14 protein-coding genes are annotated in these 14,324 nt (G+C 72.3%); 6 read left to right on the top strand and 8 right to left on the bottom strand.

What is annotated here, in order from left to right:
- Nucleotides 1-377 precede the first annotated feature (377 nt).
- The 3 genes from DAE25_RS02470 to DAE25_RS24245 all read left to right on the top strand — a co-directional run bounded on the left by DAE25_RS02470 (nt 378) and on the right by DAE25_RS24245 (nt 3,583).
- On the top strand, nt 378-1,154 hold the full coding sequence (locus DAE25_RS02470; protein ID WP_107764938.1) for an SDR family NAD(P)-dependent oxidoreductase: 777 nt from the start codon (nt 378-380) through the stop codon (nt 1,152-1,154).
- Nucleotides 1,155-1,316: 162 nt separating this feature from the next.
- Nucleotides 1,317-2,387 (top strand): NYN domain-containing protein, encoded by a 1,071-nt coding sequence (locus DAE25_RS02475; protein ID WP_107764622.1) that lies wholly within the window; start codon nt 1,317-1,319, stop codon nt 2,385-2,387.
- Nucleotides 2,388-2,440: 53 nt separating this feature from the next.
- Nucleotides 2,441-3,583 carry a thrombospondin type 3 repeat-containing protein gene (locus DAE25_RS24245; protein ID WP_107764623.1) on the top strand — a complete coding sequence of 381 codons (1,143 nt, stop codon included), beginning with the start codon at nt 2,441-2,443 and terminating at the stop codon, nt 3,581-3,583.
- A 7-nt stretch (nt 3,584-3,590) separates the two neighbouring features.
- On the opposite strand, the gene DAE25_RS02485 is transcribed toward DAE25_RS24245, so the two are convergent.
- The 7 genes from DAE25_RS02485 to DAE25_RS02510 all read right to left on the bottom strand — a co-directional run bounded on the left by DAE25_RS02485 (nt 3,591) and on the right by DAE25_RS02510 (nt 8,405).
- Complete coding sequence (locus DAE25_RS02485) at nt 3,591-4,796, bottom strand: Nramp family divalent metal transporter (RefSeq protein WP_456093761.1); 1,206 nt, start codon at nt 4,794-4,796, stop codon at nt 3,591-3,593.
- Between the two features lie 77 nt (nt 4,797-4,873).
- Entirely contained in the window at nt 4,874-5,752 is an 879-nt protein-coding gene (gene tatC, locus DAE25_RS02490; RefSeq protein WP_107764624.1) for a twin-arginine translocase subunit TatC, read from the bottom strand.
- Nucleotides 5,753-5,763: 11 nt separating this feature from the next.
- On the bottom strand, nt 5,764-6,069 hold the full coding sequence (gene tatA / locus DAE25_RS24185; protein WP_107764625.1) for a twin-arginine translocase TatA/TatE family subunit: 306 nt from the start codon (nt 6,067-6,069) through the stop codon (nt 5,764-5,766).
- On the bottom strand, nt 6,066-6,428 hold the full coding sequence (locus DAE25_RS02500) for a sec-independent translocase (RefSeq protein WP_159083520.1): 363 nt from the start codon (nt 6,426-6,428) through the stop codon (nt 6,066-6,068). The genes tatA and DAE25_RS02500 overlap by 4 nt, the downstream gene beginning before the upstream one ends.
- Nucleotides 6,429-6,508: 80 nt before the next feature.
- Entirely contained in the window at nt 6,509-6,676 is a 168-nt protein-coding gene (locus DAE25_RS22995) for a hypothetical protein (RefSeq protein WP_159083521.1), read from the bottom strand.
- Between the two features lie 5 nt (nt 6,677-6,681).
- Nucleotides 6,682-7,572, bottom strand: coding sequence for a ferritin-like domain-containing protein (locus DAE25_RS02505; RefSeq protein WP_234410804.1), 891 nt, complete (start codon nt 7,570-7,572; stop codon nt 6,682-6,684).
- Between the two features lie 236 nt (nt 7,573-7,808).
- The gene (locus DAE25_RS02510; RefSeq protein ID WP_107764628.1) at nt 7,809-8,405 is read right to left on the bottom strand and encodes an NAD(P)H-dependent oxidoreductase; all 597 of its coding nucleotides are present in this window, start codon (nt 8,403-8,405) and stop codon (nt 7,809-7,811) included.
- A 67-nt stretch (nt 8,406-8,472) separates the two neighbouring features.
- Between DAE25_RS02510 and DAE25_RS02515 the strand changes: the two genes are divergently transcribed.
- Together DAE25_RS02515 and hflX are read left to right on the top strand one after the other, a co-directional pair.
- A complete protein-coding gene (locus DAE25_RS02515) occupies nt 8,473-9,057 on the top strand; it encodes a TetR/AcrR family transcriptional regulator (protein WP_159083522.1) in 585 nt (194 codons plus the stop codon).
- A 43-nt stretch (nt 9,058-9,100) separates the two neighbouring features.
- A complete protein-coding gene (gene hflX, locus DAE25_RS02520; RefSeq protein ID WP_107764630.1) occupies nt 9,101-10,657 on the top strand; it encodes a GTPase HflX in 1,557 nt (518 codons plus the stop codon).
- Here the strand turns inward: hflX and DAE25_RS02525 are convergent.
- A complete protein-coding gene (locus DAE25_RS02525; protein WP_107764631.1) occupies nt 10,654-11,901 on the bottom strand; it encodes an ROK family transcriptional regulator in 1,248 nt (415 codons plus the stop codon). The genes hflX and DAE25_RS02525 overlap by 4 nt on opposite strands.
- 128 nt (nt 11,902-12,029) lie before the next feature.
- Between DAE25_RS02525 and secD the strand changes: the two genes are divergently transcribed.
- Nucleotides 12,030-14,303: a protein translocase subunit SecD gene (gene secD / locus DAE25_RS02530; RefSeq protein ID WP_107764632.1), complete on the top strand. Its 2,274-nt coding sequence runs from the start codon at nt 12,030-12,032 to the stop codon at nt 14,301-14,303.
- The last annotated feature ends 21 nt before the right edge of the window (nt 14,304-14,324 follow it).

The raw sequence follows: 14,324 nt of genomic DNA on the forward strand, positions 1-14,324 counted from the left end.
ACCTGCGCACCTGCGCAGCTCTGGCGAGGGCGCTGCTCCATTTGCCTGCGCACCTGCGCAGCTCTGAGGGGCGTGCCGGTCCTCTTCCCTGCGCACCTGCGCAGCTCTGACGGGCGTGCTGGTCCTCTTCCCTGCGCACCTGCACAGGGAAACGGGTGGGATCGACCTCCATTCCTGCGCGGGTGCGCAGGCAAACGCGTGGGTTCACCCTCCATTCCTGCGCAGGTGAGCAGGGAAATGAGTGTGATCAACCTCCAGTGCTGCGCACGTGCGCAGGGAAGAGGCCCCGACCACACCCGAGAGCTGCGCACACGCGCAGGGACGGGCGGGCCGATGCCGCGCGCGGGCCGGGGGGAGCGCCGAATATGCTCGCGCGCATGGACATCACCGGAGCTTCCGCCATCGTCACCGGAGGAGCGTCGGGCATCGGCGCCGCCGTCGCCCGCGCCCTCGCCGCCCGCGGCGCGATCGTCGTGGTCGCCGACATCGACGCGGAGAAGGGCGAGGCCCTCGCCGAGGAGATCAAGGGCGTCTTCGCGCGCGTCGACGTGACCGACACCGAGCAGATCGCCGCGGCCGTCGAGGCCGCCGCGGAGATCGCCCCGCTGCGCGCGTGCGTCAACTCCGCCGGGATCGGCTGGGCCCAGCGCACCATCGGCCGCGACGGCGAGCTCGCCTCCGCGCACGACCTCGGCGCCTTCCGCAAGGTCGTGGAGATCAACCTCATCGGCACCTTCGACATGACACGCCAGGCGGCGACCCTGATGTCGCGCAACGAGGCCGACGCGGACGGTCAGCGCGGGGCGATCGTCAACCTCGCGTCCGTGGCGGCGTTCGACGGCCAGATCGGCCAGGCGTCGTACTCCGCGTCCAAGGGCGGCGTGGTCGGGATGACCCTGCCCGTGGCCCGTGACCTCGCCGCGTCGGGCATCCGCCTCAACACGGTCGCGCCCGGCCTGGTCGACACCCCGATCTACGACGCGTTCCCCGAGCCGGAGGCCTTCAAGGCCAAGCTCGGCGAGTCGGTGCTCTTCCCCAAGCGCCTCGGGCGCGCCGAGGAGCTGGCCAGCATGGTCGTCGAGTGCCTCACCAACTCGTACATGAACGGTGAGACGATCCGCGTCGACGGCGGCATCCGGATGCCACCCAAGTGACCAGTGGGACGGGTGGTCCTCGAGTGGCAGCACCGAGGGCCGCTGGTCCAGACAGATCACCCACAAACCGTCAACATCTGGACAGGTCCACGGACAGCCCTTCGTGACGGGTGCACTGTCGGGGCGACAACAAGTTGCCTCCGGGGGGATGGTGAACCAGACATGGCGTACGGATCGCGGTGGTTCCAGCACAATGCCCAGAACGCGTCCAAGGCGCGGGACGGCCGGACCGGCGAGCCCGCATCGCGCGACGGTGCGGACGAGGGTGGCGAGGTCTCGCTCAGCGAGCTGATCCACTCCTCGCTGCGCGCTGCCGAGGCAGCCCAGGCCGCCGGCGCGGCCGACGCGGCACTCGCGCCGCGGGCAGAGGACGTCTCGCAGGCAGACGTCCCGATGCCCAGGGTCAGCGCGGAGACTCCCGTGCCCGCCGGGGACGACCCGGACGCGTACCCCGTGCATCCCACGGCGGTCGAGGAGGCATCGGTCGACGAAGCCGAGGCCCCCGCCAAGGCCAAGGCTGAGCCCGACGCCGAGCCCGAGCCCGAGCCCGACGCCGAGCCCAGGAGCCTCGAGCTCTCCGCCCTCGTGCGCCAGTGGATGGCGACCCGGACCGACCTGCGGGCGAGCGGCGGCCCGGACGGCGACGTGATCCAGCTGCCGACCGCCGAGGAGAGGACCGGCCCCGAGTCGTCGGACGACGCGGTCGACACCGCGCCGGACGACCCGCGCGCCGCGCTGCCCCGCCGCCGCAAGGAGCTGCCCCGGTCCACGCCGTCACGGCGGATGGGCGTGCTCATCGACGCGCACACCACCCTGCCGGAGTCCCTGGACGGGTTGTTCGACGCGCTGGTCGACGAGGGCACCGTGAGCGTGTCGCGTGCCTACGGCGACTGGAGCCCGATGGGTTCCCAGGAGTGGATGCCGCAGCTGCGCCATCACGCGATCCAGCCGGTCCACCACTTCCCGACCGAGCACGACCAGCGATCGATGGTCGCGATGACCATCGACGCCGTCGACCTGGCCCGGGACTCCGCCGTCGACGTGCTCGTCCTCGTCGGTGACCTGGCGTCGGGCCACCCGCTGCTCCAGCGGCTCAACGCCTGCGGCATCCCGGTGCTGGCCTTCGGCCCCACGGACACGCCGTACGACGTGCGCGCACTGTGCGAGGAGTTCGTCGACCTCGGGTTCCTGGACGCCCGCGAGTCCGTGGGCGCGGGCCGGCACCGCGCCTGACTTCTGCCGGTCGGGTGCACAGCGCGACCGGTCGTGCTTACCCTGTGCGCGCCATGACTGCGATGACTCTCGGGATCCGTGCCGCTCTGCTGACCCTGCTGGCGGGCGCCCTCGCTGCCGCGCCGACCACCACCACCGCGAGTCCGGCCAGCGCCGCGACCGTGGTGCCGTGCGTCGTGACCCACACCTACGACGGGGGTGCCGTCGAGCTCCCGCCGGCGCCGGCGGCAGGGGAGATCCAGCGGACCCGGGTGCCGCTCGTGGTGGAGGACGCCGCCGCCGTGGAGGACGTGGACGTCTCGTACACGATCAATCACGAGCGCGGCGGCAAGCTCACCGTCGCGCTGGGCGCGAGCGAGGGCGCGACCAACGTCCTGCAGGCCGCGGGAGACCGTCCCGGGGCGCAGCCCGGAGCGCTGACCTTCGACGACGAGGCCGCCGCGCCGTACGCCGACGGCTCGCCGGCCGGTCGCTACCTCCCGGCCCAGTCGCTCACCCTGCACGACGGCCTCAGCATCCAGCGGACCTGGCGGCTCGTGGTCGACAACCACGCCACCCAGGTGGCGGGTCGGCTCACGGCGTGGTCGATCACGGTGACGCGGTCCTCGTGCGACGCGGACGGCGACAGCGTCGAGGACCACGGCGACAACTGCCGCGGGGTGGCCAACCCCGACCAGGCCGACCTCGACGCCGACGCGACCGGTGACGCCTGCGACGGCGACCGCGACGGTGACGGTGTCGTCGTGGGGGACAACTGCCCGACCCTGGCCAACCCCGCCCAGGTCGACTCCGACGGCGACGGGACCGGCAACGACTGCGACCTCGACGACGACGGCGACGCGGTGCCCGACCGGGACGACGGCTGCGCCGGCCTCCCCGCCTCGACCACCACCGGCTGCCCGGGAGCCGCGCGCACCGCGTCGCTCACCGTGCGCAAGGCGACCGGTCGGCTGACCGGTCGGCTCTCCTCCGACCTCCGCTCCTGCCGGCGCGACCAGGCGGTGGCGCTCTGGCACAAGCGACCGGGCAAGGACCGGCGCCTGGCCGTGGTCAGGTCGTCCCCGACCGGCCGCTACGCGGTCCGGCTGCCCCGGCAGCCCGGGAAGTACTACGCCTCGGTCCAGCGGACCTACGTCCTCGGCGTGGCCGAGTGCGCCGCCGACCGGACGAGGGTCGTGCGGGTGCGCCGACGCTAGGCGGGCGTCACACCAGCTGGGCGAGCAGCACGACGTTGAGGGCGATGATCACCGCGGCCACGAGGGCGCCGGCCACCGTCGTCACCCGGCGGTTCACCAGCGACCCCATCACGTCGCTGCGCCGGGTGAACCAGATGAGCGGCACCAGGGCGAACGGGATGCCGAACGACAGCACGACCTGCGACCCGACGAGCGCCGTGGTCGGGTCGACGCCGAGGGCGATCACCGCGAGGGCGGGCAGCAGGGTGACCAGCCGGCGGAGGGTCACCGGGATCCGGCGCCGCAGGAAGCCCTCCATCACGATCTGGCCGGAGAGGGTGCCGACGCTGCTGGACGCGAAGCCCGAGGCCAGCAGCCCGATCGCGAAGAGCAGCGCGGACGCCTGGCCGAGCGAGTCGCCGAGCCCGGCGTGCGCGCCCTCGATCGTGTCGATGCCCTGGCCGGACAGCGCCGCGGCGGCGACGAGCAGGAGCGAGAGGTTCATGAAGCCGGCGATGGTCATCGCGGTGACCACGTCGATCCGCTGGCTGCGCATCACCGACCGGCGCTCGTCCTCGGAGCGCGGGCGGTAGCGCTCGGCCGTGAGCCCGCCGTGCAGGTAGATGGCGTGCGGCATCACGGTGGCGCCGAGCATGCCGGCGGCGATCAGGATGCTGTCGGCTCCGGCGAAGCGGGGCAGCGTGCCGTCCAGCACGGCCATCTGGTCGACCCCGCTGATCGCGACGTCGTACACGAAGCCGACCAGGATGACGCCGAGCAGCCCGGTGATGACGAACTCGAAGTGCCGGTGGGTGGTGCGCTTGAGGCCGAGCAGCGCGAAGGCCACCACGGCGGTGATCGTGCCGCCGACCAGCAGCGGCAGGTCGAAGAGCAGCTTGAGCGCCAGGGCGCCGCCGACGACCTCGGCGAGGTCGGTCGCGATCGCGACCAGCTCCGCCTGCGCCCACAACCCACGCACCACCGGACGCGGGAGGTGCGCCCGGCACAGGGCCGGGAGGCTCATGCCGGTGGCGACGCCCGCCTTGGCGGAGAGGTACTGGATGAGCATCGCCATCACGTTGCTCACCACGATCACCCACACGAGCAGGTAGCCGTAGGTCGAGCCGGCGGTGATGTTGGTGGCGAAGTTGCCCGGGTCGACGTACGCCACGGCCGTCACGAACGCGGGACCCATCAGCGGCCACAGGCGTCCGGGGCGCGACTGCGGCGCGATCACGTCGGTGTCGCCCGGGGTGCGACGGCGGGGCGGGGCGGCGAAGGGCTTCGTCTGGAACACGGGGGTTCGTCTCCTCAGGCGTCGACGAGGTCGTCGGTCGGGTCCCCGGTGGCGTCTGCGGCGGGGTCGTCGGCCCGGGCACCGGGACGAGCGGCGGCCCGGCGGGCCCGGGTGCGGTCGATCAGCCGGGCGACCACCTCGGCCAGGCCGAAGAGGACGACCATCGGCGCGGCCAGCATCAGCATCGAGAACGGGTCGGTGGACGGCGTCGCGATAGCCGCGAAGACGACCGTGCCGAGGAAGATCAGCGACCGGTGCCGGCCCAGCTGGGCGCCGGTGACGACACCGGCGAGGTTGAGCAGCACGAGGAAGAACGGCAGCTCCACGGCCAGCCCGAAGACCAGCAGCATCCGGCTCAGGAACGAGAAGTAGTCGCCGAACTCCACGAGGTTCTCGAGCCCGTCGGGCGTGAAGCCGATCAGCACCTCGAGGCCCTTGGGGAGGACGTAGTAGCCCAGGACGACGCCGCCGATGAAGAGCGGGCCGGCGATCGCGGCGAAGACCCGTGACCACCGTCGCTCCCGCGGCAGCAGGCCCGGCACCACGAACGCCCACACCTGGTAGAGCCAGTAGGGGCTCGACGCCATCACGGCCGCGACGCCGCACAGCTTGAGGTGCAGCAGCAGCGGTCCGGTGGCGCCCGCGACGTACGCCGTCGTCTGGGTGTCGGCGCCGACGAGGCCACGTGCCTGGTTGTACGGCGCGAGCGCCAGGTCGAGCAGCGGGTCGAAGAAGTAGAGGGCGACCGCGAACGTCACCACCAGGAACAGGGCGGACCGGATCATCCGGGCCCGCAGCTCCCGCAGGTGGTCGGCCAGCGCCATCCGTCCCGTCGCCGAGACGGGCCGGCGCGGGGACCCCTGGACCAGGTCGACGACGGTCGCGATCGCCATGGTCGGCCCGCTCAGCCGCGCGGGGCGGTCGGGTCGCCCGCCACGGAGGACGGCGCCGTGGAAGGTGCGGCGGACGGTGCAGCGGAGGGTGCGGGGGCCGGGTCGACGTGGGCCGCGACCGGGTCGGTGACCGGCGCGGGGTCGCTGTCGGTGAGGCCCTTGGTCTCGGCCTTGAAGATGCGCAGCGCCTGGCCGCTGCCGCGGGCGAGCTCGGGGAGCTTGGAGGCTCCGAACAGGAGCACGACGACGGCCAGGATGATGAGCATCTCGGTGCCCCCCAGCCCGCCGATGAGCTGTGTGGTCAGTGTGGAGTTCATGCCGTCTTCCCTTCGTGGAGAGGTGTCGCGGCTCGGTGTCGTGGGCCGTCGTAGTCCTCGTCGTACTCGTCGGCGGTGTCGTCGACGGGGTCGGTCGTGGTGTCGGCCTGCTCGCTCGCCATCGCCTCGCTGAGCTGTCGCCGGACGAGCTCGCGCGGGTGGAGGTCGCGCAGCTCGAGGTCCTGGTAGTCCTCGCCGAGGCCGCTGCGCAGGTCGTCGCGCACGCCGTCGGACAGCCGCTTGGCGGCCTTGAGCGCCTGGGCGGCCTGGCTGGCCAGGCCGGGGATCTTGTCGGGGCCGAGGACCAGCACCCCGAAGAAGGCGATGACGGCCAGCTCGGCCAGTCCGATTCCGAACACGGTGGTGCTCCTTCGGTGGGGGCCGCGGCCCGGGTGAGGTCGGACGGGAGTCGCCTCCCGCTCACCCGGGCCGCGACCGGTCAGGTCCGGGTGCGTCCGTCGAGACGGAGCAGGACCCGGTCGGCCTCACGCGACCAGTGCCCCGGTCGCTGGCTCGCGACGTGGGCGGCCGGGTGCACGAGCACCCAGAGCGTGCGCAGGGCCACGAGGCCCAGCACGAGCACGCCCAGTGCGTCGGTGACGGCCACGGCGATCACGCGCTGCGGTTGATCGCGCCGTTGACGCCACGCGGGAAGAAGCCGCCCTTGGTCACCGACTTGGGGTTGAGGTAGACGACGTTGAGCACCTGGCCGGCGGACCGGCTGAAGGCGACGCCGTTCTTGTCGGTCGGCACCAGGTTGGCCGCCCCCGAGTAGCCGATGCCCTGGTCGAGCCAGGTCTTGCCGTCGAGGCTGTCCCGGGCGTCCGAGATGGCCTTGGCGGCCTTGTTGAGGCCCTTGCCGTAGAGCGCCGAGCGGACGATGCCCGCGTGGTAGGCCTCCACGGCCAGGATCCCGGCCGCCGCCTCGAGGTACGTCTTGTTCTTGATGAGCGGCGCGGCGCCCTTGTACGCCGTCACGCCGACGTCCTCGAAGATGTACGCCGCGAGGAGGAAGTTGTCCTCGTTGGCGTACGGGTCGAAGGTCTGACCGGGCTGGATCAGCCCGGCAGCCGTGGCGGCCGCGGTGAAGCTGCCCTGGATGTCGATGGCCGGGCGGGACACCTTGGCCGAGCCCAGCGCGGTGCGCAGGAACTTCACGTGGGCGAGCTCGTCGCCGGCGATCTCCTCGGCGTAGCGACGGACGGCCGGGGTCTTGAAGGAGACCTGGCGGCCGCCCTTCACGCCGCCCTTCTTGCCCTTGCCCGAGGTGAGCTTGTCCGGGAGGCCCTCGCCGAACGCGGCGTACGAGTAGAACTCGGCCTCGAGGTACTCCAGGTTGAGGGCGAAGTTGAGCACCGCGCCGTCACTGATCCCGGCGGCCTGCGCGGGAGCGGCGGCACCGGCGCCGAGGGCACCGGCTCCGACGACGCCGAGGCCGGCGACGCCCGCGGACTTGAGGAAGAGGCGGCGGTCCGCCTCGTTCTCGGCACTCCTGCTGATCATGTCGCGCACTACTGTCTTGCCGAACATTCGTTCCTCCATCTGGATGTCGCACCGTGTGCGAGGTCAGAAGCCGTCGGAGCCCGGGTCGGGCCCGGCGGCCGCCGGGCTCCCGCCCGGCTGGTGTGTCGAAGGTCATTCGGGTGGACAGGTGTTCCGGATTTGACAGGACCGCAGAGAGTTGTTCCACCTCACCCCTGAGGAGGGGGTGCGCGGGTGCACCCTCCCGGGGGGACGGGTCAGGCGGCGGGGGTGCGCGGGCGGCTCTCCACCCCCGCGTCGGCGGCGCCGAGCCGCCGGGTCCGGTCGACCCACTGCGCGCGGCGGTCGTCGGCCGCGTTGCGCACGTCGGTGAAGCGCGTGACCCGGACGGGCGTGATCCCGCAGAACTCCAGGGTCCGGCCCTTCAGCTGCTTGACGGTGGTGTCCCCGACGAGGGGCAGGTACCACCGCGGGGAGTCCGAGGTCACCACCACGCGCCCGGTGCGACCGGCGAGCAGGCCCTCGGGACGGCCGTCGTCGCGGTAGCGGAAGGCCCAGCCGATGACCAGGGCGCGGTCGAGGAAGCCCTTGAGGAGCGCCGGCACCGAGCCCCACCAGACCGGGGTCAGCACGGTGACGTGCTCGCTCCACTCGAGGAGCTCGCGGGCGCGGGCGAGGTCGGGCTCCACCTCCTGGCCGGCACGGTAGCCGCGGTGGAGGTCGGGGTCGATCGCGAGGTCGCGCAGGGACAGCAGGACGGCGCCGTCGCCCGCCCCCTCGACGTACGCCCGGGCGAGGGCGGCGGTGAGGGAGTCGGGGTCGGGGTGGCCGTCGATGACGAGGATGCGGGTCATGGTGATCTCCTGATCTGGACAGCGTCAACAATCTGGACAGTGTCCACTGTCCGGTACCATGTTGCTCGTGTCAAGATCCAGTTCGGCCTACCACCACGGCAATCTCCAGTCCGCGCTGGAGGACGCCGCGCTGTCGCTGCTGGAGACCCAGCCGGCGGCGCGCATCAGCCTGCGCGAGGTGGCCCGGCGGGCGGGCGTCAGCCACAACGCCCCCTACCACCACTTCGGGGACCGGGCGGCCCTGCTGCACGCGCTCGGCGTCCGAGCGATGCGCGAGCTGCTCGAGGCGCAGGAGGCGGCCGTGGAAGCGGCCGCCGGACCGGTCGACCGCGTCCGCGCCCTCGGTGCGGCGTACGTCGGCTACGCGGCCGACCACCCGCAGTCGTTCGCGCTGGTCTTCGACCCGGAGTACTGCCCGCCCGGCGACCCGGCGGCCGACATGGCGCCGCTGATCACGCGCAACGAGGAGCTGCTCTCCCGCGAGGTGGCGGCCCTCGTGCAGGTCCCGGGTTTCGTGGGGCGTGACCCGGCCGCGCTGGCCGCGGCCCTGTGGGCGACCGTGCACGGGATGGCCGAGCTCGTCATGCTCGGGCACCTGCCCCGCGAGGTGGCCGAGCCGGCCCTGACCGCGCTGGTGGGCGGGGGCTCCTAATCGCCTCGCGGTATCAGGAGCGTCGGCCTACTCTTGACGGCATATGACGAACGCACCTGACTTCAGCCTCGACGCCGAGCTCGACGCGACCCGCGCCTGGGACGCCGACCCCGACGGTGGATCCGACTGGGAGAGCGGCTACGCCGACCAGGAGGTCGACGCGGACGGCGATTCCGACGTCGACCTCGTGTCGGCCGACGGCCCGGACCCGGAGGAGCTCGACGAGGACCTCACCACCGGTGAGCAGGACCTCGCCGCCCGCCACGCGCTGCGCCGGGTCGCGGGACTGCGCACCGAGCTCGAGGACATCACCGAGGTCGAGTACCGCCAGCTGCGCCTCGAGCGCGTCGTGCTCGTCGGGGTGTGGACCGAGGGCACCGTGACCGACGCCGAGAACTCCATGGCCGAGCTCGCCCTGCTCGCCGAGACCGCCGGCTCCGAGGTGCTCGACGCGATCTACCAGCGCCGCACCAAGCCCGACCCCGCGACGTACATCGGGCGCGGCAAGGTCGACGGGCTGCGCGAGATCGTGCAGGCCACCGGCGCCGACACTGTGATCCTCGACGGCGACCTGGCCCCCAGCCAGCTGCGCAACCTCGAGGACAAGCTCAAGGTCAAGGCCATCGACCGCACCGGGCTGATCCTCGACATCTTCGCCCAGCACGCGAAGTCCAAGGAGGGCCAGGCCCAGGTCGAGCTCGCGCAGCTGCAGTACATGAAGCAGCGTCTGCGCGGCTGGGGCGGCAACCTGTCCCGCCAGGCCGGTGGGCGGGTCGGTGCGGACGGCGGCGGCATCGGCGGTCGTGGTCCCGGTGAGACCAAGATCGAGACCGACCGGCGCCGGATCAACACCAAGATCGCCAAGCTGCGCCGTGAGCTCAAGGACCTCAAGGGCACCCGCGAGACGATGCGCCAGGAGCGCTCGCGCAACCACATCCCGAGCGTCTCGATCGCCGGCTACACCAACGCCGGCAAGTCCTCGCTGCTCAACCGGCTCACCGACGCCGGCGTGCTGGTCGAGGACTCGCTGTTCGCGACCCTCGACCCGACCACCCGGCGTACGACGACCCGCGACGGGCGCATCTACACGATGTCCGACACCGTCGGCTTCGTGCGGCACCTGCCCCACCAGCTCGTCGAGGCCTTCCGCTCGACGCTGGAGGAGGTCGCCGAGTCCGACCTGATCCTGCACGTCGTGGACGGCTCCCACCCCGACCCCGAGGGCCAGCTGGCCGCGGTGCGGGGGGTCTTCGCCGAGATCCACGCCGACAAGGTCCCCGAGCTCGTGGTCATCAACAAGGCCGACGCCGCCGACCCGCTCGTGCTGGCCCGGCTGCGCGCCCGGGAGCCGCACAGCGTCGTCGTGTCGGCCCGGACCGGGGAGGGTATCGAGGACGCCATCACGGCGCTCGAGGCCGACCTGCCGCGCCCGACCGTCGAGTTCTCCGTGCTGCTTCCCTACGAGCGCGGCGACCTGATCAACCGGCTGCACCAGGAGGGCGAGATCTCCTCGCTGGAGCACACCGGTGACGGCTCGCTCGTCAGCGGCCGCGCCAACGCCGACCTCGCCGGCGAGCTCGAGGCCTACGCCGTCGGCTAGGCGGTCACGTCGAGGGTGGCCAGCCGCGCGTCGACGCTGTCGGGCTGGAGGAACTCCTCGATCACGGTGACCGCCGCCCCGGTGATGGCGGCCCGTGAGCCCACCCGCGACGGCACCAGGTCCAGGTGGCTGGTGGCCAGCGGCAGGCTGCGGGCGAAGACCACCTCGCGGATCCCGGCCATCAGGCTCGGGGCGCCGGCGGCGAGGCTGCCGCCGACGACGATGACCGACGGGTTGAGCAGGTTGACGACCGTGGCGAGCACCTCGCCGATGTCGCGCCCGGCACGGCGCACGGCGGCGGTGGCCCGGGTGTCGTTGCGCTCGAGCAGCTCGAGCACCTCGCGGGTGCCGATGTCCTCGCGCGGGCGGTCGGGAAAGAGGGCAGCGGCGATCGCGCGGCCGCTGGCCACGGCCTCCAGGCAGCCGGTGTTGCCGCACTCGCACGGTACGTCGGGCGCGTGCGGCGCCCGGACGTGCCCGAGGTCGCCGGCGGAGCCGACGGCCCCGCGGTGCAGCCGACGGCCGCTGATCAGGCCGGCGCCGATGCCGGTGGCGACCTTGACGAAGACGAAGTGGTCGACGCCGGGGTAGGCGCTCGCGTGCTCGCCGAGGGCCATCAGGTTGACGTCGTTGTCGACGTAGACCGGGGCGCCGAGGCGCTCCTCGACCCAGGAGGCGACCTTGAAGCCGTCCCAGCCGGGCATGATCGGCGGCTTGATCGGCACGCCGGTGGTGTGCTCGACCGGGCCGGGCAGGCCGATCCCGATGCCGGCCAGCTGGGCGGTGGTGGCGCCGGCCCCGTCCATGAGCTGCCGAGCGGCGTCGACCAGCCAGCCGAGCGCCGGCTCGGGGCCGTCGGCGATGTGCAGCTCGCTGGTGGTCTCGGCGATGACCGTGCCGGCGAGGTCGGTGAGGGCCACGGTGACGTGCGTGGCGCCGAAGTCGGCGGCCAGGACGACGTACGCCCCGGGGTGGAAGGAGAGCCGCGTGGCGGGCCGCCCGCCGGTGGACGCACCGACCCCGGAGCTCTGCACGAGGCCGGCCGCCGTCAGCGAGTCGAGGCGGGCGCCGAGCGTGGAGCGCGACCACCCGGTGTGCTCGATGAGCTCGCTGCGGGTCAGTCCCTCGTGCTCGCGCAGCAGCCGGAGGAGCTCGCCGGCACCCCGTGCGGTGGGGATGGTCGGTGCCGATGGGGGCCGCGAAGTCGGCCTGGTCGATGGCCGGCGGTCCGCCTCCCTACGCATACGACGAGTCAACCATCTTCGCGCGTGCGGCACGGATGACCCCGGCCCGTCTCGTGAGCCACTCGCGTCACGCCGCGATCGGAGAGGCGATTGACGGCGTTCACCAGTCGTGGGAGAGGATGTCGCGCATGTCACGCGGTGCCGTTCTTCGCTTCCTCCTCGTCCTCGGTCTCCTGGCGGGGTGTGCCGCGATCGCGCTGGGCGTCAAGCCCAACCTGGGCCTCGACCTGCGCGGTGGCGCGCAGTTCGTCTTCGAGGCCAACGACACCGAGACGACCGAGGCCACGGCCGCCAACGTCGACAAGACCGTCGAGGTGCTGCGCGGCCGCGTGGACGCCCTCGGCGTCGCGGAGTCGACCCTGGTCCGCCAGGGCGACAACCGGATCCTGGTCGAGCTGCCCGGCGTCACCAACGACGACGAGGCGCAGGAGGCCGAGGAGCGGATCGGCCAGACCGCCCAGCTGAGCGTGCACCCGGTCGTGGCGGTGGCCAACGGCCCGGACGCCGAGCCCAGCGAGGAGGGCAACGAGGTCCTCCCGGCCGAGGACGGCCAGTTCCTCGAGATCGGCCCCACCGCCCTCCAGGGCGACGAGATCACCGGCGCCGAGGCGGTGCAGCGGGAGAACAGCGTCGGCTACGCCGTCGCGGTCGACTTCAGCGGCGCCGGCTCGGACGCCTTCGGCAAGCTCTCCGGCGACGCCGCGTGCGCGACCGGCGACCAGCGCCGGATCGCCATCGTCCTCGACGGCGAGGTCATCTCCAGCCCCGAGGTGCAGGTGCAGTGTGGCGCCAACATCACCGGCAGCACCGACATCACCGGCGACTTCACGCTGGCCACGGCCAGCGACCTGTCGGCCCTCATCGAGGGCGGCGCACTGCCCCTCGAGCTCGAGCTGATCTCCGACCGCCTCGTGGGGCCGACCCTGGGTGCGGAGGCCATCGACGCCTCGATCGAGGCCGGCATCATCGGCCTGATCCTCACCGGCATCTTCATCATCGTGGTCTACCGCCTCGTCGGCGCGATGGCGACGATCGCGCTGGCGTCGTACGCCCTCATCGCCTACGCCATGCTGCTCGCCCTCGGGTCCACCCTGACCCTGCCCGGCCTCGCGGGCTTCGTGCTCGCCATCGGCATGGCGATCGACGCCAACGTGCTCGTCTTCGAGCGCGCGCGGGAGGAGTACGCCGCCTACCCGTCGGCCGGGCTCCGGCGTGCCCTCGCGGTGGGCTTCAACAAGGCGTGGAGCGCGATCATCGACTCCAACGTCACGACCCTGCTCGCGGCCGCCCTGCTCTTCATCCTCGGCTCCGGGCCGATCAAGGGCTTCGGCGTGACGCTGTCGATCGGTGTCATCGCGTCGATGATCTCCGCGCTCGTCATCGCCCGGGTGCTCTCCGAGCTGAGCGTCTCCAACAAGGCCGTCGAGCGTCACCCGGCCGTCAGCGGCCTCGGCAACATCGGCCGGGTCCGCGCGTGGCTCGACCGCTCCGACTTCGACATCATGGGCAAGCGCAAGATGTGGCTCGGGATCTCCGGGGCCGCGCTCGTGCTGGCCGTCTCGGGCATCGTCACCCAGGGCCTCAACCTCGGTGTCGAGTTCTCCGGGGGTCGCCAGCTCGACTACTCGGTCTCGGAGGAGGTCACGGTCGACGAGGCCCGCGCGGCGATCGCCGACGCCGGCTTCACCGAGGCCGTAGTGCAGGGCGCCGACACCGCCGACTTCACCGTGCGCACCGGGGTGATCTCCAACGAGGAGGAGCAGCGGATCGAGGACGCCCTCCGGGAGATCGGAGGCGACGTCACCAAGGAGGACGACCAGACGATCGGTGCGTCCCTCGGCCAGGAGCTGCGCGACAAGGCCCTCATCGCCTTCGGCATCGCCCTGGCTGCCCAGCTCCTCTACCTCGCGGTGCGTTTCAAGTGGACCTTCGGCGTCTCCGCCGTGGTCGCGATGGCCCACGACGTGATCCTGGTCGTCGGGATCTTCGCGTGGCTGGAGAAGCCGATCGACGGCATCTTCCTGGCCGCCGCGATGACCATCATCGGTCTGTCGGTCAACGACACCGTGGTGGTCTTCGACCGCATCCGCGAGCGTTGGCACGGGTCCCGACCGGAGGATTCCTTCAACGAGATGGCCAACCGGGCCGCGATCGAGACGATGCCACGCACGATCAACACCGGTCTCGGCACCATGTTCATCCTGGTGGCGCTGGCCGTGCTGGGCGGCGACTCGCTGCGCGACTTCGCGATCGCCCTGCTCATCGGCCTCGTGGTCGGCACCTACTCCTCGGTCTTCACCGCCACGCCGCTGGTGACCTACCTCCAGGAGCGGGCGCCGATGAGCCGGGTCAAGAAGGAGAAGGTCGTCCGCGAGCTCGACGACTCCGGCGCGGTCATCTGACCCGTCCCCTCCCGGACCGTC

It is taken from the genome of Nocardioides terrigena (genome assembly GCF_003047265.1).
Classification (GTDB): Bacteria; Actinomycetota; Actinomycetes; order Propionibacteriales; family Nocardioidaceae; genus Nocardioides; species Nocardioides terrigena.

Bases quoted from the DNA above. Each gene is read 5' to 3' on its own strand.
- DAE25_RS02470 (WP_107764938.1), top strand. From the start codon at position 378: ATGGACATCACCGGAGCTTCCGCCATCGTCACCGGAGGAGCGTCGGGC.
- DAE25_RS02475 (WP_107764622.1), top strand. From the start codon at position 1,317: ATGGCGTACGGATCGCGGTGGTTCCAGCACAATGCCCAGAACGCGTCC.
- DAE25_RS24245 (WP_107764623.1), top strand. From the start codon at position 2,441: ATGACTGCGATGACTCTCGGGATCCGTGCCGCTCTGCTGACCCTGCTG.
- tatC (WP_107764624.1), bottom strand. From the start codon at position 5,752: ATGGCGATCGCGACCGTCGTCGACCTGGTCCAGGGGTCCCCGCGCCGG.
- tatA (WP_107764625.1), bottom strand. From the start codon at position 6,069: ATGAACTCCACACTGACCACACAGCTCATCGGCGGGCTGGGGGGCACC.
- DAE25_RS02505 (WP_234410804.1), bottom strand. From the start codon at position 7,572: ATGATCAGCAGGAGTGCCGAGAACGAGGCGGACCGCCGCCTCTTCCTC.
- DAE25_RS02510 (WP_107764628.1), bottom strand. From the start codon at position 8,405: ATGACCCGCATCCTCGTCATCGACGGCCACCCCGACCCCGACTCCCTC.
- hflX (WP_107764630.1), top strand. From the start codon at position 9,101: ATGACGAACGCACCTGACTTCAGCCTCGACGCCGAGCTCGACGCGACC.
- DAE25_RS02525 (WP_107764631.1), bottom strand. From the start codon at position 11,901: ATGCGTAGGGAGGCGGACCGCCGGCCATCGACCAGGCCGACTTCGCGG.
- secD (WP_107764632.1), top strand. From the start codon at position 12,030: ATGTCACGCGGTGCCGTTCTTCGCTTCCTCCTCGTCCTCGGTCTCCTG.